Origin of the sequence: Rhizobium sp. BIGb0125 (assembly GCF_024810055.1) — a bacterium.
Taxonomy (GTDB): Bacteria; Pseudomonadota; Alphaproteobacteria; order Rhizobiales; family Rhizobiaceae; genus Agrobacterium.
On record NZ_JANUDV010000002.1, the window covers coordinates 311,126 to 329,581 of the forward strand.

At 55.3% G+C, this 18,456-nt stretch carries 20 protein-coding genes; 2 read left to right on the forward strand and 18 right to left on the reverse strand.

Annotation, left to right across the window (positions count from 1 at the left end):
- Positions 1 to 20: 20 nt before the first annotated feature.
- The 6 genes from M2418_RS05525 to M2418_RS05550 form a co-directional block, all read right to left on the reverse strand.
- Entirely contained in the window at positions 21 to 563 is a 543-nt protein-coding gene (locus M2418_RS05525; protein WP_250982900.1) for a MerR family transcriptional regulator, read from the reverse strand.
- Between the two features lie 251 nt (positions 564 to 814).
- Positions 815 to 1,153, reverse strand: coding sequence for an integration host factor subunit alpha (locus M2418_RS05530; RefSeq protein WP_192487499.1), 339 nt, complete (start codon positions 1,151 to 1,153; stop codon positions 815 to 817).
- A 163-nt stretch (positions 1,154 to 1,316) separates the two neighbouring features.
- Positions 1,317 to 2,288, reverse strand: coding sequence for a beta-ketoacyl-ACP synthase III (locus M2418_RS05535; protein ID WP_192487498.1), 972 nt, complete (start codon positions 2,286 to 2,288; stop codon positions 1,317 to 1,319).
- Between the two features lie 4 nt (positions 2,289 to 2,292).
- Entirely contained in the window at positions 2,293 to 3,354 is a 1,062-nt protein-coding gene (plsX, locus tag M2418_RS05540; RefSeq protein WP_192487497.1) for a phosphate acyltransferase PlsX, read from the reverse strand.
- Between the two features lie 99 nt (positions 3,355 to 3,453).
- Positions 3,454 to 4,017: a DUF177 domain-containing protein gene (locus tag M2418_RS05545; protein WP_259145348.1), complete on the reverse strand. Its 564-nt coding sequence runs from the start codon at positions 4,015 to 4,017 to the stop codon at positions 3,454 to 3,456.
- Between the two features lie 8 nt (positions 4,018 to 4,025).
- Positions 4,026 to 4,622 carry a ubiquinol-cytochrome C chaperone family protein gene (locus tag M2418_RS05550; protein ID WP_259145350.1) on the reverse strand — a complete coding sequence of 199 codons (597 nt, stop codon included), beginning with the start codon at positions 4,620 to 4,622 and terminating at the stop codon, positions 4,026 to 4,028.
- A gap of 212 nt (positions 4,623 to 4,834) precedes the next feature.
- On the opposite strand from M2418_RS05550, the gene M2418_RS05555 reads away from it, so the two are divergent.
- A complete protein-coding gene (locus M2418_RS05555) occupies positions 4,835 to 5,371 on the forward strand; it encodes an outer membrane protein assembly factor BamE (RefSeq protein WP_192487494.1) in 537 nt (178 codons plus the stop codon).
- 73 nt (positions 5,372 to 5,444) lie between these two features.
- Here the strand turns inward: M2418_RS05555 and M2418_RS05560 are convergent, their stop codons facing one another.
- The 5 genes from M2418_RS05560 to M2418_RS05580 form a co-directional block, all read right to left on the reverse strand.
- Positions 5,445 to 7,583, reverse strand: coding sequence for a sodium-translocating pyrophosphatase (locus M2418_RS05560; RefSeq protein WP_259145351.1), 2,139 nt, complete (start codon positions 7,581 to 7,583; stop codon positions 5,445 to 5,447).
- Between the two features lie 519 nt (positions 7,584 to 8,102).
- Complete coding sequence (locus tag M2418_RS05565) at positions 8,103 to 9,335, reverse strand: MFS transporter (RefSeq protein WP_259145352.1); 1,233 nt, start codon at positions 9,333 to 9,335, stop codon at positions 8,103 to 8,105.
- Between the two features lie 23 nt (positions 9,336 to 9,358).
- A complete protein-coding gene (gene nusB, locus M2418_RS05570; protein WP_192487491.1) occupies positions 9,359 to 9,859 on the reverse strand; it encodes a transcription antitermination factor NusB in 501 nt (166 codons plus the stop codon).
- A gap of 3 nt (positions 9,860 to 9,862) precedes the next feature.
- Entirely contained in the window at positions 9,863 to 10,309 is a 447-nt protein-coding gene (gene ribH, locus M2418_RS05575; RefSeq protein ID WP_192487490.1) for a 6,7-dimethyl-8-ribityllumazine synthase, read from the reverse strand.
- Positions 10,310 to 10,462: 153 nt separating this feature from the next.
- Positions 10,463 to 11,095, reverse strand: coding sequence for a LysE family translocator (locus M2418_RS05580; protein ID WP_259145355.1), 633 nt, complete (start codon positions 11,093 to 11,095; stop codon positions 10,463 to 10,465).
- Between the two features lie 160 nt (positions 11,096 to 11,255).
- Between M2418_RS05580 and M2418_RS05585 the strand changes: the two genes are divergently transcribed.
- Complete coding sequence (locus tag M2418_RS05585; protein WP_259145894.1) at positions 11,256 to 11,789, forward strand: GNAT family N-acetyltransferase; 534 nt, start codon at positions 11,256 to 11,258, stop codon at positions 11,787 to 11,789.
- On the opposite strand, the gene M2418_RS05590 is transcribed toward M2418_RS05585, so the two are convergent.
- The 7 genes from M2418_RS05590 to M2418_RS05620 all read right to left on the reverse strand — a co-directional run bounded on the left by M2418_RS05590 (position 11,752) and on the right by M2418_RS05620 (position 18,386).
- Complete coding sequence (locus tag M2418_RS05590) at positions 11,752 to 12,372, reverse strand: riboflavin synthase (protein WP_250982908.1); 621 nt, start codon at positions 12,370 to 12,372, stop codon at positions 11,752 to 11,754. The two genes, M2418_RS05585 and M2418_RS05590, sit on opposite strands and share 38 nt — an antisense overlap.
- Entirely contained in the window at positions 12,372 to 13,469 is a 1,098-nt protein-coding gene (gene ribD / locus M2418_RS05595) for a bifunctional diaminohydroxyphosphoribosylaminopyrimidine deaminase/5-amino-6-(5-phosphoribosylamino)uracil reductase RibD (RefSeq protein ID WP_259145356.1), read from the reverse strand. The genes M2418_RS05590 and ribD overlap by 1 nt, the downstream gene beginning before the upstream one ends.
- Before the next feature lie 2 nt (positions 13,470 to 13,471).
- Positions 13,472 to 13,951, reverse strand: a complete 480-nt coding sequence (gene nrdR / locus M2418_RS05600) for a transcriptional regulator NrdR (protein ID WP_192487487.1) — start codon at positions 13,949 to 13,951, stop codon at positions 13,472 to 13,474.
- A 13-nt stretch (positions 13,952 to 13,964) separates the two neighbouring features.
- Positions 13,965 to 15,254 (reverse strand): serine hydroxymethyltransferase, encoded by a 1,290-nt coding sequence (glyA, locus tag M2418_RS05605; RefSeq protein WP_192487486.1) that lies wholly within the window; start codon positions 15,252 to 15,254, stop codon positions 13,965 to 13,967.
- A 292-nt stretch (positions 15,255 to 15,546) separates the two neighbouring features.
- Positions 15,547 to 16,878, reverse strand: coding sequence for a murein L,D-transpeptidase (locus M2418_RS05610; protein ID WP_259145358.1), 1,332 nt, complete (start codon positions 16,876 to 16,878; stop codon positions 15,547 to 15,549).
- A 326-nt stretch (positions 16,879 to 17,204) separates the two neighbouring features.
- Positions 17,205 to 17,714: a transcriptional regulator LdtR gene (gene ldtR / locus M2418_RS05615; RefSeq protein WP_192487883.1), complete on the reverse strand. Its 510-nt coding sequence runs from the start codon at positions 17,712 to 17,714 to the stop codon at positions 17,205 to 17,207.
- A gap of 234 nt (positions 17,715 to 17,948) precedes the next feature.
- The gene (locus tag M2418_RS05620; RefSeq protein ID WP_192487882.1) at positions 17,949 to 18,386 is read right to left on the reverse strand and encodes a DUF6163 family protein; all 438 of its coding nucleotides are present in this window, start codon (positions 18,384 to 18,386) and stop codon (positions 17,949 to 17,951) included.
- Between the last annotated feature and the right edge of the window lie 70 nt (positions 18,387 to 18,456).

Below are 18,456 nucleotides of genomic sequence, written 5' to 3' on the forward strand. Positions count from 1 at the left end.
GAACAGAATGAAAACTGGTGTCAGCGAACCTGATCCAGCAAGCGCTTGCATTCCAGAAGGTCAAAAAGCGCCTCCTGCAGCAGCGCCTGGTCATCCTTGGTGATGCTGGACTTGCCGATCGAGATTTCCGGCGTATCGCTGTTGGTCGAACCACCGCCAAAGCCAAAAAAACGGCCACTTGGTTTTGCCTTGGGACGGCCGACAACTTCATCATCGTCAGGATGTGCAACGCGCGGTTCGGCAGTTTCCTTCTCGCCGCTTGCCGCCATGATGGCTTCCATCGTCGCCATATCACCGGAAGCGATGGCAGCAACAAAACGGTTGCCATTGGCTTTCAGAAGCTTCTGAACGCCTTTGATGGTGTAGCCATGATCATACAGCAGATGGCGGATGCCCTTGAGCAGGTCCACATCATCAGGCCGATAATAACGGCGGCCACCGCCGCGTTTCATTGGTTTGATTTGCGGAAACCGTGTCTCCCAGAAACGCAATACGTGCTGCGGCAGATCAAGGTCGTCAGCCACCTCACTAATGGTTCTAAAGGCGTCAGGGCTCTTGTCCAAACTTCACTCCATCCAAACCGCCCAAACGGCATATACAGGGCTCACAACACTCAACAGGATGGCGAGTGCCTTAGCCAAGCTCACAGATTGCCGACAACAGAATCAGCAATAGAGCAGCAAGTTGAAAACATGTGTGGGATTATGATGTGAGTCGTACTTATTTCAATGGCTTGAAGCGCATAATTCATGCGTTTTCACAATAAGAACGCGCAATGGGAGCCAAGCTCCCATTTATGTCGTCACAAAAATCTTCAGTTACCGGGATTTTGCGGCTTCTGTTTTGCTTTTCTGGAGGCATGTGCCTTGAGAATGCGCTGCTTCAAAACGTTGGACGCCTTGAAGGTCATGACGCGACGCGGAGAGATCGGAACTTCTTCACCGGTCTTTGGATTGCGACCGATACGTTCGTTCTTTTCACGGATCTGGAACGTGGCGAAGGACGAAAGTTTTACGACTTCCCCGCGGGTGATCGCATTACAAATTTCATCGATAACCGTTTCGACCAGCTCTGCGGATTCCGTACGGGATAACCCGACCTTTCGAAAAACCGACTCTGCAAGATCTGCACGCGTAACTGTCTTCCCGGCCATTTTTCCCCGCACAAAAATTTATATGGTCTCAATGAAGCCGCCAGAGATTATTTCTCTAAAGACGACCGGTCAAGCGGTTGTTTTTGAATCTGTTTTATCTCTTCGAAACGACGTCTAAGGGTATAATTGCAAGGCGAAGAAATTACAACGCCTTGCAAGCATCTTACCAGCGCAGCAATACCGCGCCCCAGGTGAAACCGCCACCCATGGCTTCGAGCATGACGAGGTCGCCCTTCTTGATACGTCCGTCACCGGCGGCAACGGCAAGTGCCAGCGGAATGGACGCCGCAGAGGTGTTGCCGTGCTGGTCAACGGTGATGACCACCTTCTCCAGCGGAATACCCAACTTCTTGGCGGATCCGTCGATAATGCGCTTATTGGCCTGGTGTGGCACCAGCCAGTCGAGATCGTCAGCCGTCGTGCCGGTGGCATCGAATGCAGCCTCGATAACGTCAGTAATCATGCCAACGGCGTGTTTGAAGACTTCACGGCCTTCCATGCGCAGATGGCCGACTGTACCTGTCGAAGACGGGCCACCATCCACATAGAGCTTGTCCTTGTGTGTGCCGTCGGAGCGAAGCTGCGATGCGAGAATGCCGCGATCGGAGGTTTTACCCTCGCCCTCGCCTGCTTCCAGCACAACGGCACCAGCGCCATCACCGAACAGAACGCAGGTGGTGCGGTCTTTCCAGTCGAGAATACGCGAGAAGGTTTCCGCGCCGATCACCAGAACGCGCTTTGCCATGCCGCCGCGGATATAGGCATCCGCCGTGGTCATCGCATAGACGAAGCCGGAACAGACAGCCTGCACGTCAAAGGCAAAACCGCCTGATATGCCCAGGCGGTTCTGGATGTTGACGGCGGTGGCCGGAAACGTATTGTCGGGCGTAGAGGTCGCCACGATGATCATGTCGATCTGGTCGGCTTCAATGCCGGCATTGGCAAGTGCTGCACGGGCAGCTGCTTCGCCTAGCGATGCGGTGGTTTCACCCTCGCCTGCAATGTAGCGCTGACGGATACCGGTGCGCTGCACGATCCACTCATCGGTGGTTTCGACAACGCCTTCGATTTCCTGGTTAGTCATGACACGTTTTGGAAGTGCCGCCCCGAAACCGCGAACGATTGAACGGATCATTTTATTATTCCTCATCATCCACGGTCGCTTCGGGGCCAGGTGGCGGCAAGCGTCTCGCGTGGTAAATCTTGAGATCGTTTTCTATCTTCGCGTTCAGTCCGTTATGAACCATGTCATAACCGACATCGATAGCAGACGCGAAACCGAGAGCGTCGGTACTCCCATGGCTTTTAATGACAATGCCGTTGAGACCAAGGAACACGCCGCCATTGACCTTGCGCGGATCCATCTTCTCACGCAGCACATCAAAAGCGCTTTTTGCCAGCACATAGCCAATCTTGGCGATGAAACTGCGGGAAATCGCTTCCTTCAACAATGTCGAAATCTGGCGTGCGGTTCCCTCAGCTGTCTTCAGGGCAATATTGCCAGTGAAACCTTCAGTCACCACCACGTCGACGGTACCCTTGCCGATGTCATTGCCTTCAACGAAACCACGATAATCGATTGTACCGAGGTCTGCTTCGCGAATAAGGCGTCCTGCTTCGCGTACCTCGTCCTGACCTTTGACCTCTTCAACGCCAACATTGAGAAGACCAACGGTCGGACGGTCAATATCAAACAGCGCGCGCGCCATGGCGCCGCCCATCAGGGCAAAATCGAGCAACTGCTGCGAATCCGCACCAATCGTTGCACCGACGTCCAGAACGATGCTTTCGCCTTTCAGAGTAGGCCAGATGCCGGCAATCGCAGGCCGCTCAATACGCGCCATGGTCCGCAGGCAGAATTTCGCCATGGCCATCAGTGCACCGGTATTGCCGGCAGAAACGACAACATCCGCCTCGCCTGCCTTCACCGCTTCAATGGACTGCCACATGCTGGAGACGTAACGTCCGCGCCGCAAGGCCTGACTTGGCTTCTCATCCATAGCGACAGAAACTTCGCAATGATGGAAAACAGACCGCTCGCGCAGTTTGGGATATTGCGCCAAAATCGGTTCACACCGTTCCTTCTGGCCATACAATATAAATGTCACGTCATTGTGCCGCTCCAGTGCTTTTGCGGCACCTGGAATGGCAACATCAGGGCCGAAATCACCACCCATGACGTCAATTGAAATTCTGATCACTCGTCACTGATCCTTCTGGCCGCCGCTGCGGCGGGATTGCCGGGGAAAATACCGTTTCCGCCTTCCGTTACAACCAATTTCTTTCACGTGGCGGCTCGCCTAGTCCTTTTTCCAGTCTTTCAACATGGCAAATGGCGAAGGTTTGCGCTCTTCCTGCGTTTCCTTCTCACCGAAACCGGCAAACTCTGCGCCCTCCTTGCGGGGATAGGGATCGATTGCAAGCGCAACAAACTCGGCCACGACCTCGCCTGCATCCACCGTATCACCGGTAAACTGCTCGGGAATGTCAGGGCCATCCGGGTCCAGAACCATTTCACCTTCGTCATTGGTGATGATCCGGGCCAGTTTGGAACCTTCGGGAACGAAGATCTGCTCGACCTGTTCATCGATGCGGCTGGTGATCGGCTCCAGCGTAACAATGCAAGCCTGTGTGATGGTCGCCTGAACAGAACCGAATATTTTTATTCCGTCCTTCTTCCAGCGAGAAACCTGCAATTCGGCCTTCAGCGCTTCCACAGACAATACGTTCCACGACTTGGCAAGCGCCTTCAGCTCATCCTTGTCCGCCTCCAGAGCAATCCTGACCGGATTGGCAGAAATATGGCCAACCTTGACGGGGTAGGAAAATGGCGCGTCGTCGTTGTCAGGTCTGTAGTCGCTCATGAGAACCTCTATTCGGCAGGAGACGGCAGGGTAACAGTGCCGGTCGCCACAATTTCTTCGGACTGATCGACAAGCGATGCCGAAGCCATAATCATCCACTGTGCAAGCATCTCCATGTCAGGAGTGTCGGCATCTGCCTGCGGATATATATTGCGCTTGAGGGCAGCCGCAAGTGCCTGCGCATCATCCCCATCGAGAGCCCCTGCATAGGATTCCAGCCGTCCGTAAAACATGCCAGCAAGCTTCTTCATGCGTTTTGGCACGCCCTGATCGCCAATGCCCAGTTCGCGGATAGAATGATCCAGATCCTGAAAAAACGCATCGACAATTTCCTGGGCGATTTCCTGCCCGCTGGTGTCCGACGTGCGGGTGCGACGGAAATAAAGGATCATGACCGCCGACAACATCTCGAAACGGCCCATGACGGTGTCCGGCACGCCCATATGCAGATAAAAACCTGGCTGGCGTGCGGCGGAGGTCAAGGCCGCATATTGCCGGTCGACAATGGCCTGATTGCTGTTTTTCTTTTTGAACAGTCGGAAGATCATGAATTTTCCCGGATATGAGCGAAGTAAATCGCCTTGATCCCGTTGCCCTTGTTGCATGATTATGAAAGCTGGTTTACCGAAGCAGTCGCGAATTGCAATGCCGTTGCGGTCACGTTCAGTCTCGGTGTGAAACACATGTCAGCATATGTTTCCCGGAATGAGTTCCCGTAATAGTATGTAAATATCGCTACATCCGTGGGCGGTTGTCCCCGGAAAGACATAATCGTGTGCACAGAAGCTGTGCAGCATGCTATGCCGGAAGGTGCCTTATGATTGCAGTCGGGGAAACATCGTTGAGCAACCAGGAATCCACCAAGAGGGTCAAATTTCTCGGCAAAACTGCTATTGCCATCGTCATCGCGTCCAGCCTGCTTTCGGCTTGCTCCAGCACAACGGACATTTTCCACAATGGTTACGTGGTCGATGAGCAATCGTTGCAGCTGATTCCGGTTGGTTCCAGCCGTGAACAGGTCTTGCTGACCATGGGCACCCCTTCGACAACTGCGACCTTCGACAACGAAGTGTTCTATTACATTTCCCAGAAGCGTGAGCGCAAAGCCGCCTTCATGAAGCCGAAGCTGGTTGAGCAGAACATTCTGGCGATCTATTTCAGCAAGGATGGCGTGGTCGACAAAAAAGCCAACTACACCATGCAGGATGGCAAGGTCTTCGACACGATCTCGCGTACGACACCGACCGGTGGCCGCGACCTCACCTTCTTGCAGCAGCTTCTTACCGGTGGCGCCAGCGGCGCGAACGCAGCCCGCAACCTGCTTGGTGGCGGCAGCGATCCACTCGGCTTCTAAGAGCTTTGGAAACACCCAAAGAAAAAGCCCGCGGAGATGTCCGCGGGCTTTTTTGGTTTCGGCACTTTGCGTATCAGGCTGCAAGAACGGCCAGGAGCAACAGCGCAACGATGTTGGTGATCTTGATGGCCGGGTTTACCGCCGGGCCAGCTGTATCCTTGTAGGGATCGCCAACCGTATCGCCGGTGACAGATGCCTTGTGCGCATCGGAACCCTTCATATGGCGTTGGCCATCCTTATCAACGAAACCATCTTCAAAGCTCTTCTTGGCATTGTCCCATGCACCGCCACCTGACGTCATGGAAATGGCCACGAACAGACCGTTGATGATCACGCCCAGCAGCGAGGCACCCAGGGCCGCGAATGCTGATGCCTTGGAGCCGGACAACAGCAGCACGCCGAAATAGACCACCACCGGTGCCAGCACAGGCAGAAGCGACGGAATGATCATTTCACGAATAGCGGCCTTGGTCAGCAGATCGACCGCCCTGCCGTAATCGGGCTTTTCGGTGCCTGCCATGATACCGGGCTTTTCGCGGAACTGGCGACGGACCTCTTCCACAATTGCGCCAGCTGCGCGGCCAACCGCCGTCATGGCGATACCACCGAACAGATATGGAATGAGACCACCAAACAGCAGGCCGGCCACGACATATGGGTTAGCAAGGCTGAAGGAAATCTCGCCGACATCGGCGAAGTAAGGGTACTTGTCGCCATTGCTTGCGAAGTAAGCCAGATCGTTGGAATAGGCGGCAAACAGCACCAGAGCGCCGAGACCGGCAGAACCGATCGCGTAACCCTTGGTCACGGCCTTGGTGGTGTTGCCTACTGCATCCAGCGCGTCGGTGGCTTTTCTGACCTCTGGGTCAAGGCCCGCCATCTCGGCAATGCCACCGGCATTGTCGGTAACGGGACCAAATGCATCGAGTGCCACGATCATACCCGCCAGGCCAAGCATGGCGGTTACGGCAATACCCGTGCCAAAAAGACCAGCGAACTGGTAGGTACCGATAATGCCGCCAACGATGACGATGGCGGGCAGCGCGGTTGATTCCAGCGAAACAGCCAGACCCTGGATAACGTTGGTGCCGTGGCCGGTTACCGAGGCCTGAGCGATGGAGTTGACCGGGCGTTTGTTAGTGCCGGTGTAATATTCGGTAATCACCACGATCAACGCGGTGACGACGAGACCGATCAACCCGCAGATAAACAGGTTGGCACCGGTGATATCCATACCTGCAACGGTGCCGATAGAGCCCCAGCCAATGGTCATGGAGGTGGCAAGGGCAAGGCCGCCGATTGACAGCACACCCGTTGCAATCAGGCCCTTATAGAGCGCACCCATAATGGAGTTGTTTGAGCCAAGTTTGACGAAAAAGGTACCGGCAATCGAGGTAACGATACATACAGCACAAATCGCCAGAGGATAAACCATGACGTCAGACAGGACGGGCGTCCCGGCGAAGAAAATCGCGGCAAGCACCATGGTTGCCACGACGGATACGGCGTAGGTTTCAAACAGGTCGGCCGCCATGCCGGCGCAGTCCCCGACATTGTCACCGACGTTATCGGCAATGGTTGCCGGATTGCGTGGATCATCTTCCGGAATACCCGCCTCCACCTTGCCGACGAGGTCGCCGCCGACGTCTGCGCCCTTGGTGAAGATGCCGCCGCCGAGACGTGCGAAGATCGAAATCAGCGAAGCGCCGAAACCGAGCGCGACCAGCGCATCGATGACCTCGCGGGAACCGCTTTCATGGCCAAGGCCAGCAGTGAGAATGAAATAATAAAGCGACACACCCAGCAGTGCGAGGCCAGCAACCAGCATTCCCGTTATTGCACCGGATTTGAAAGCAATATCCAGACCGGCAGAAAGGCTATGCGAGGCAGCCTGTGCGGTACGCACATTGGCGCGGACCGAGACATGCATGCCGATGAAGCCTGCAACGCCTGACAGAACGGCACCAATGATAAAACCAATGGCCGCCGCGGTGGACAGAAGCAGCCATGTGAGAACCGCCACGATAAGGCCGACGATAAAGATCGTCAGGTACTGCCGTGCCAGATATGCCTGGGCACCCTCTCTAATGTAACCGGCAATTTCGCGCATGCGCTCCGTGCCCTGATCGGCAGCTAGAACGCTTCTGGTGGCCCAGATGGCATAAATGATAGAAAGCAGTCCGCATGCTATTACAACGGGAATTACAGTCATTCACACTTACCTCCCCTAGAGCATGTCTCCCGAACGTGGCAAAGAGTTTTGGGAACAAGACATGCGACAAAACCAAGAGAAAACACGCCTGGCGGGCATGACCCGTTTCAACGTGGCTTCGAGCGATTCCCGGAAAAGTTCTGAACGGTTTTCCGAAAGGAATTGCGTTTCATGTATAGCAACAGACCTGCTGGCCCTTCTGAGAAGAACAAAAGATCTGTCTTAAAGTGCCGTGCGTTTTAGAAAGCGCACAAAGGACGCTTTAACATTTTAAATTGCTGCATAATCGTTGCCTTAAATCGGGTACGATTTAAGGAGTCATGCAGTACAGTCCCTTGCCCGCTCGACCGATGAGCGGGGTATAATCGCTTTACTGGCGATTTCGCATTGGCTTCCTCGCCCCCTCCCAAGGGCAAAAGCCATCTGCGTCAAGATTGCGTTGCCGGATGGCTTCGCGTCAAGCCCCATACCTTACGTTAGGTCGATTCTGCTAAAATGACGAACAGTGACGGTTACTGTTTAGCCTAGGGCGGCTACGGTCTTACGGTTTTTCACTATGAGAAACAGAACCATAATGAGGCAGAGGCCTGCAATCGGCCAGATCATCAGGTTCATGACATTCCAGCCCCAGGCGGTAAACACCTGACCGGAGGCAAAGGATGCCAGTGCAACGGTGCTGAACAGGATGATATCGTGGAAACCCTGCACCTTGTCCGCTTCATGCGGGCGGTAACTGGAGGTGACGATGGCTGTCGCGCCGATAAATCCGAAATTCCAGCCGACGCCAAGCAGAATGAGCGCACCCCAGAAGTTCCACAGCTCGATGCCCATATGGGCAACTACACCGCAGGCCATCAGGATGACCAGACCGGCAGCGACGATTGTTTCTGCGCCATAGCGGGCAATCAGAATGCCGGTGAAGAAACTCGGCGCAAACATTGCCAGCACATGCCACTGGATGCCAAGCGTCGCCATTTCCGAGGGGAAACCGCAGCCAATCACCATGGCGAGCGGTGCACCGGTCATCATGAAGGTCATCAGCGCGTAGGAACCGATGCCGCAGATCATGCCGGTTGCAAAACGTGGTGTCGCCACGATGTCCATTAGCGGGCGGGCCGGCTCATCCGTCGCCTGCTTGGTATTGACTTCCGGCAGATCAAGGAATGCGAAGATCGCCACCGCCACAAGCCCAAGCGGGATGATGGCGATGAAGGCCCCAGCAAACAGCACCGGGAAGAACATGTCCTTGGTGAAGATGGCAATTTGCGGCCCAAGCATTGCCGAGATGATGCCACCGGCAAGAATCCAGGAAATGGCACGCGGCTTGTAGAAGGATGGCGATGCATCTGCCGCGGCAAAGCGGATTTTCTGGGTAAAGCCGCCAGCCAGACCAATTAGCAGGAAGCCAGTGACAAACAGCCAGAAATCAATGCGGAAAAGCCCAATTGCGGCGATACCGCCACCGATCGAGCAGAGCAAGGCACCAAGCATGAAGCTGGCTTTGCGACCAAGGAAACGCGAGGCCATGGCCACGGCAATGGCACCAAATGCGACGCCGACGTTAAAGCCGGTCAGTGGTGCCGTTGCCAGAGATTTGTCGGCTCCCAACAACTGGTAGCCTGCCAATGCACCAACCGAAAAGACAATCGGCGGTGCGGACGCAAGAATGGCTTGCGCCATGGTGAGGAGAAAGACATTGCGCTTTGCCTGGCTGAGTTGATTTTCAAGCCCCGGAACAACTGCGCCACTCATGTCTTTCACCCCAATTCACATCATCAGCTACGCTTTGTCTCGCCGCGTACCTGTTTGGCAATGCGGTCTAATACCGCATTCACCAGCTTTGGCTCATCATGCTCGAAGAAAGCGCGGGCGATCTCGACATATTCGGTAACGATAACTGCCGTTGGAACATCCTTGCGCTCCAGCACTTCGAACGTGCCTGCACGCAAAATGGCGCGGACAGTGGCGTCGAGGCGCGACAGCGGCCAGTCTTCCTGCAAAGCTGAGCGAACCAGCGGGTCGATCTTGGTCTGATCACGCACAACGCCCGATACGATGGAGCGGAACCACGATGGGTCAGCCTTGAGGTAGGTGTCGCCGTCCACTTCCTGACCAAGACGATGTGCCTCATATTCGGCAACAACTTCCATCACGCCTGTGCCACCGACATCCATCTGGTACAGTGCCTGAACGGCAGCAAGGCGCGCAGCGCCACGCTGGTTCACAGGCTTGCTGGATGGCTGACGAGGCTCGGAGCTGTTTTCAGTATTCGACATGCCTCAGCCACCCAGTTTCTTTTTAAGTTCGATCATCGTCAGGGCTGCACGGGCAGCAAAACCGCCCTTGTCCTTGTCCGAGCGACGCACGCGTGCCCAGGCCTGCTCTTCGTTCTCGACGGTCATGATACCGTTGCCGATTGGCAGCGATTCACTGACGGCAAGGTCCATCAGCGCGCGCGAAGATTCGTTGGAAACGATATCGAAGTGGTAGGTTTCACCACGGATCACCATACCAAGAGCAACGAAACCGTCATATTCAGTGCCGTCATTGTCTGCACCATCCAGCGCCATGGCAATTGCCGCCGGGATTTCGAGTGCGCCTGGAACGGTGATGATATCGTAGGTCGCACCGGCTTCGTCGAGTGCGAACTTCGCGCCTTCGAGAAGCGCATCGGCCATATCGTCGTAAAAACGGGCTTCGACGATCAGAAGGTGTGGGTTGGACATGGGAGATTTCCTGAAAAGGTTTTGCCGAAAACATTCCGGCTTTTTGCGCGGTCAAACCATGGCTTGCGTGGTTTAGCAAGCATTTTCGTATGCGAAACTCTAACTAGCCGCCTCAGCGGTGCTCTATCTTATCTGCAAAAATGCAAATTCAAATCAGCTTCTTTGCAAGGCCAGATGCACACCAAGCCCCATCAACACCGTGCCGGCGGCACGTCGAGCAAGCCGCTGCATGGAACCAGAACGCTGCAACCTGCCCAACATTGCACCCGCCAAAAGCACGCAGACCAGATCGGCAGACGAAAAAATGACATTGACCAGAAAGCCGAGGATCAGGAACTGCAGCCATACAGGAAAGGCAGCCGCAGGATCCACGAATTGCGGCAGAAATGCCAGGAAGAACAGAGCTGTCTTCGGGTTCAGCACATCCACGATAATGCTGTCGAAAAAGGCACGCTTGGCTGATTTCGGCGCGATCGCCAGATTGACCTCGCCACCGGCAACCTTTGTGCGCAGCATCGAAAAACCAAGCCAGATCAGATAGGCAGCGCCGCAAAGTTTGACGACCATATAAAGCCAGGGAACAGCTTGAAACAGCACGGACATGCCGGCAGCGGCGGCGATGATGTGCACATAACAACCGACATGAATACCGAGAACCGACATCAGGCCAGAGGCACGTCCCCGCGCCATGGTTTGAGCCGCCGCATAAAGCATGGCGGGCCCCGGAATATAGGCAAACACAACAGTCGTTATGAAAAAGGTGATCAGCAGTTCATAAGACGGCATGATTTTTCCTTTCGACCGTAGGTGCAGCAGAATTCATTTTGTAGCCGAAACAAAAATACCCGTTTGGCAAAAGGGGCAAGTGTTTTTATTTTGTCAGCGCTCATAGAACCGGCTCTAAAGAGCACGTCCCATGAAACCAAAAATTGCAGGCGCAGACACCATGATCCCTATCCCGACACTGGAAACACCACGCCTGACTTTGCGCGCGCACCGGCTTGAGGATTTCGAGACCTATGCTGCGCTTTGGGGAAATGAAGACGTGGTGCGTTATATTGGCGGCTCGCCCTCAACGTCGGAACAGACATGGGCACGGCTGCTGCGTGCTTCCGGTCATTGGCACCATTTCCGCTTCGGTTTTCTGATCATTGAAGAAAAGCACAGTAGCAGGGTAATTGGTGAAGCCGGTTTCCATGAAGCCAAACGCGATATGAAACCGTCCATTGAAGGCACATTGGAAACAGGTTGGCTGTTGTCGCCCGACCAACATGGCAAGGGCTATGCGCTTGAAGCACTTCAAGCCTTGATCGCCTGGGGCGAGCAGAGTTTTCCCGCCATGACCATGACGGCGATCATAAACCCTGAAAACCAGCCTTCCCTAAAATTGGCGGCAAAGCTGGGCTTTCAGGAATTTGCCCGGAGTGAATACCACGGAGAGGTTATTGTGCTGTCGCGGCCGGGAACTCAGCCAGCCTAGCGGCATAACGGGCCATGGTATCGACTTCAAAATTCACGAAGTCACCAGCCTTGCGCTCGCCCCATGTGGTGACGGCCAGCGTGTGACGGATGAGCAGAACATCGAAATCGGTCCCTTCAACGGCGTTGACGGTGAGCGAGGTTCCATCCAGCGCCACGGAGCCCTTGGGCGCAACAAAACGTGCAAGGTTTTCCGGTGCCCGCAGGCGAATGCGAACCGCTTCGCCTTCCGACTCAACCGACAGGATTTCAGCCTTGCCATCGACATGGCCGGACACGATGTGGCCGCCGAGCTCATCACCAATCTTCAAGGCGCGCTCCAAATTGACCTTCGCGCCCTTCTGCCAGCTTGCAATGGTGGTCAGGCGCAGGGCTTCCTCCCAGGCTTCCACCTCATACCAGCGTTCATTGCTGCCTTCATCCGGCAGTTTGGTCACGGTCAGGCAGATGCCGCCGTGGGAAATGGATGCACCCATGTCGATTGTCTTGGGGTCGTAATTGGTCGAGACCCGCAGACGCACACCTTCCGGCAGTTCCGAGAGTTCAGCAACAGTTCCAACATCGGTGACAATTCCGGTAAACATCAAAGCGGCCTTTCATATTCAAAGCAGCGGTCGGCCCCAAAGGCCGTCTCACCGACGAACGTAAATTCCTTGGGCATATCGTTGCGCGCAAGCGGTGTTTCAACCCCACCGGCACCGATCGCGTCAGGCCCTTCAAACAGCAGGATACGATCGACCAGTCCGGCTTCCAGGAATGAGCGGGCAACAGCCGCACCGCCTTCCACCAGAAGGTTGGACATGCCGCGCTCACCAAGCGAGTGCAAAAGGCTGGCGAGGCCAACAGCATCGAGAAGTTCAACACCGACACCGGCCAAAAGCCCGCCCTGCATCAGATGCCAGGCTTCATCTGCCCGTGCGGTCTGGTTGCTCGTCACCACGATGACGGGCACGTCACGTGCCGTGCGAACCAGCTTCGACGACGTTGGGATTTGCAAATTGCGGTCCAGCACGACGCGAATAGGAGAACGGTCTTCCATGCCTGGAATACGCACAGTCAGTTCAGGGTCATCGGCCAGAACGGTGCCAATACCGACAAGGATGGCATCACATTCAGCGCGCAGGGTCTGCACGGCCTGACGTGCCTCTGGTCCGGTGATGGCAATCTGCCCCTCACCTTCCCTGCCTATTTTGCCATCCGAGGAAACGGCAAGTTTCAGAATCACCTGCGGGCGGTTCTTCGTTTTGCGGATGAGGTATCCGGCAAGCCCGCGCTGCGCCTCGTCACGCAGCAATCCGGTTTCCACCTGAATACCAGCATCACGCAGGATCTGGTACCCACGGCCCGACACACGTTCATCGGGATCATCTACCGCCACCACGACGCGTGCCACACCGGCTTCAACCAATGCATTGGCACAGGGCGGTGTCTTTCCGTAGTGTGAACAGGGCTCCAGCGTCACATAGGCGGTTGCGCCGAGGGCAGCTTCGCCGGCCAGCGCCAGCGCGTTGCGCTCGGCATGCGGGCGACCGCTCACAGATGTCGATGCTTCGGCAACGATGTTGCCGTCCTTGACGATAACACAGCCAACAGAGGGATTTGTATCGGTTAGACCGAGATGGCGGCGCGCAACCTCAATTGCCCGCGCCATGAATTTCTCATCATCGGCAGGGCTGGTCACGCTTAGGCCCCCGCATCCGTATCACGGGCAATCTTAGCGTTGATCTCGGCAATAACGTTCTCGAAGTCCTCCGCATGGGAGAAATCACGATAGACCGATGCGTAACGCACGAAAGCCACGTCATCGAGGCTTTTCAAAGCCTCGAGAACCTGCAGGCCAATTTCTTCCGACGGAATTTCCGTCTCGCCAGAACTTTCCAGCCTGCGAACGATGCCGGAAACGGCGCGTTCAATCCGGTCACGATCAACCGGGCGCTTGCGCAGCGCGATCTCGAAAGACCGCACCAGCTTGTCCCGGTCGAACGGCAGCTTGCGGCCGCTCTTTTTCAGCACCATCAACTCGCGCAACTGCACGCGTTCATAGGTGGTAAAGCGACCGCCGCAATCAGGGCAGATGCGCCGCCGGCGGATGGAGGTATTATCCTCCGCGGGTCGAGAGTCCTTGACCTGCGTGTCTTCCGAACCGCAAAAAGGGCAACGCATCAGCTATTCTTCCTTACATATACGGGTACATCGGGAAACGGCCGGTCAGTGCGACGACCTTTTCACGAACTGCAGCTTCGACGGCAGCATTGCCTTCGTCGGAATTGGCGACCTTCAGGCCATCCAGCGTCTCAACGATCAGCTTGCCGATTTCACGGAATTCCGCTTCCTTGAAGCCGCGCGTCGTGCCGGCTGGTGTGCCGAGGCGCACGCCGGAAGTGACGAAAGGCTTTTCAGGGTCGAATGGAATGCCGTTCTTGTTGCAGGTGATGTAAGCGCGGCCGAGAGCAGCCTCTGCACGCTTGCCGGTGGCGTTCTTCTTGCGAAGGTCAACCAGCATCAGGTGGTTGTCGGTACCGCCGGAAACAACATCCAGACCGCCTTCGATCAGCGTTTCGGACAGAGCCTTGGCGTTCTTGACGACCTGCGCTGCATAATCCTTGAACTCAGGCTGCAGGGCTTCACCGAAGGCAACAGCCTTGGCGGCGATGACGTGCATCAGCGGGCCGCCCTGGAGACCAGGGAATACAGCCGAGTTGAACTTCTTGGCCAGATCCTCGTCATTGGTAAGGATCATGCCGCCACGTGGGCCGCGCAGCGACTTGTGCGTGGTGGTGGTGGCAACGTGGCAATGCGGGAATGGCGATGGGTGCTGACCACCGGCAACGAGACCAGCAATGTGCGCCATGTCGACCATCAGGTAAGCGCCAACTTCGTCAGCAATCTCGCGGAAACGCTTCCAGTCCCAGATGCGGGAGTAAGCCGTGCCGCCAGCCAGAATGAGCTTCGGCTTGGTTTCCTTGGCCTTGCGCTCAACTTCGTCCATATCCAGCAGGTTGTCGCCTTCGCGAACGCCGTAGGACACAACGTTGAACCACTTGCCGGACATGTTGACCGGCGAACCGTGGGTCAAGTGACCTCCTGAGTTCAGGTCAAGACCCATGAAGGTATCGCCCGGCTGCAAGAGCGCCAGGAACACGGCCTGGTTCATCTGCGAACCGGAGTTTGGCTGAACGTTGGCGAAGTTGACGCCGAACAGCTTCTTGGCACGCTCGATGGCGAGGTCTTCAGCGATATCCACGAACTGGCAGCCACCGTAGTAGCGCTTGCCCGGATATCCCTCGGCATATTTGTTGGTCATGATCGAGCCCTGCGCTTCAAGTACAGCGCGGGAAACAATGTTTTCCGAGGCGATCAATTCGATTTCGTGACGTTGGCGACCAAGCTCCTTCTCGATCGCACCGAAAATATCCGGATCGACTTCGGCTAGTGGGCGAGAGAAGAAGGCATCTGTGTTCGACATGATGGAAGCTCCTGAAACAGTAATGCGATGGCGTCTTAACGCCCTGCCCTTTCAAGAGCAATACAGGCAACGAGATTTGCCCGTCAAACTGCGACGTTTGACGAAAAAATCGTCACGTACTGCCATTAAAATACGTCGCGCTTAATCACCCTCATACAATGCGCTTCAAATCTTTGCTGCATGATGCGTTTTTCATTCAAAATCGGCGGCTGTTTTGAGGAGACATTCTTTGGAAAACAAAAAAGCCGCGTCCATGAAGAACGCGGCTTTCATTTAAGGCTTTCAGTACCGATCAGTTACGCGGCACGAGATCGTCATCGATCGAACCGGATGGCTGTTCCATGCCGCTGGTGGTGTTCAGCGCCAGTTCCGCATTGCCATCATTGCCGTAGATATCATCACGGAACTGCACAACGCCGTCCTTTGCGGACCATGCTGTGATGTAAACGAAATAAACCGGCAGTTCCTGCGCCAGCTTGATCGGCGTGTTCTGGCGGGTGGAAATAACCCGTTCGATTTCCTGACGCGACCAACCGGGCGTGTCACGCAGCATCCAGCTCGTCAGATCGCGAACGTTCTGAACGCGAACACAGCCTGACGATTCGAAGCGCATCAGCTTGTTGAAAAGCCCCTGCTGCGGCGTGTCGTGCATATATTCATTGTTCGGGTTATGGAAGTTGATCTTCGTCGAGGACATTGCGTTGTTCTTGCCCGGGTCCTGACGGAACATCAGGTTCGGTGCCTTTGGCGCAAACCAGTCAACTGTCGTCGGCGAAACCTCTTGGCCCTTGCCATCGATGAGGCGGATATTGTTCCGCTCAAGATAGGTCGGATCCTTCTGCATCAAAGGAACGATGTCCTTTTCGATGATGGAGCGTGGCGAGGTCCAGTAAGGGTTGAGGATAACCTCATAGATCTTGGAGTTGATGACGTGCGTTGGGCGGCTTGCACGACCCACGACAGCCGTGTTGCGCAGAACAACGCGATCATTTTCAACCGCTTCAATATAGGCAGCCGGAATGTTGACCATCACGTAACGCTGGCCAAGATCACCCGATCTGGACTGGATGCGCACCAGGTTGGTCTGCAACTGCGAAAGACGCGTCTGGGCGGGTACGTTCATCGCCTTCAGCGTAAACTCGCCAATCACACCATCGGCCGGCAGACCATGGCGAGCCTGAAAACGCTTCACAGAACCGTCAACATAGCTATCGAAGGAGCTGGACATGCCGGCAGACTGGTCAAGGTCGCCAGAGATCACCAGACGGCGACGCAGATCCTGCACCGCAGCGTCGGTAACGCCAAGCTGAAGGCGCTGCTGGCCTGCATTGACCTGCGGCCAGCCACCATTGGAAACGATGTTCTGGTGGACAAGAATGGCCTGCTGGATATTCATCGGCGCATCAAGGCCGAGGACCGGGCTGTTGGACACAACACCAACTGACGCACGCGATGCCTGTGCGTCGAACTGATCATCCCAATTGCCGCGACGCGGTGCACCGATCAGATCATCGATTGCGGTCTGCGCCAGAGCTGGTGCAGCTAGAGCCGCCGCCCCGACAGAAACAGCCGAACGCAGCAGCGTACGGCGGGAGAGAACTTCAGTTCCGATCTTCTTTGTCATATTTACCCTACCAGCCATTCTAGAGGCACTATGAACAATGCCTAAAGCCATATGTTTAACAAACACGCTCACAGCGTGAACCGGTCGGCAAATACGCTCACCGAAATCGCTGGACCAAAAGGGCCGCAACGCCAGACAAACCACCGGTTTAGTGTGAATTTGCGGTCTCATATCAATATGGCCAATTCGTGTCACCAACCCTTTGCTCACGAAGCTGTGTGACAAGCAAAAATTGTGGCGAGGCGTTGCTGCAACACGCCAATAACGACAAAACCGGACGCGACGTCAGCCGCATCCGGTTTTGAGTGCAGAATTTTTGAGACCTGTTACAGGCGGTAAGCGATCGAGTCGTTCCAGAAACGGTCCAGACGCTGCAGCAGACGGTTCATTTCAGAGAACTCGCCGGTGCCGATGCCGCCGACCTTTTCAATCGAACCGATGTGGCGCTCGTAGAGGCGGGCAACGGTTTCAGCGATCTGCTGGCCCTTGTCCGTCAGGCTGATGCGAACCGAACGACGGTCGATGCGCGAGCGCTGGTGGTTGATGAAGCCAAGGTCAACCAGCTTCTTGACGTTGTAGGAAACGTTGGAACCGAGGTAGTAACCGCGCGAACGCAGCTCACCGGCGGTCAGTTCAGAGTTGCCGATGTTGAAGAGCAGAAGTGCCTGAACGGCATTGACGTCATCACGACCCTGACGGTCGAACTCGTCCTTGATAACATCAAGAAGACGACGGTGAAGACGTTCTACGAGGTGCAGCGATTCCATGTAGAGCGAACGGATTGATTCTTCCTGTACATCCGAAACTGCTGCCTGTGGCTTTACTTTGCTATTGATCATGACTGCCTCACTGTTTTTGTTTGGCGGTTTTTGTTTTGTGTTCCGCCTTGAGTGAGAACCTATCGAATGCGCATAAAATTCTACTTAAAATGCAGGCTTAACAAATCCTTACCGAACATTTCCCATTGTGGATGGCCTTTTGACCAATAGCAGGGCATCCAAAAATAACTCAATTAAATCAATGGTCTAAACATTAAAATTTGAACGATTTCGGCCTTGAAAGCTTTATTATCATGGTAAATCAGACCTTACCCGATCCTCATTCTGGCGGTTATCGAACCAGAAAGAGGCCCGAAACAGGGCATAAACGGCCGCAACAAGCCCGTGCATAATTGGGACAATTGTGTTGTGTCCGAAGATATCTGGCCAAATCCGATACATGGCAACCTGCGCACCGGCGCCGATAACCCAGATGACGGCACCCCAGGATGCACCGACCCATAATCCAAGTGCGGCAACAGGGAACAGTACGGCCAGACCACTGCCGGCAACACGCCATGGCAGGTTGAGCATATCAAAGCGCCCGCGCCCACCCAACGAATAGCCAGTCAACATCGCCCAATATTGCAAACCGAACCAGAAACAGGAGATGGCGACCAGCCGCAGGAAACCCACGAAAAGGATTTCCGTCAGCGATCTTTTCAGCACGGGCGAAGAATCATGTTCCATGGCGGGACGATACGTCGAACCGTTGCAAGCGACCAGCGGCTTGTTTCCGGTCACTGGTCCTATCCAAGAA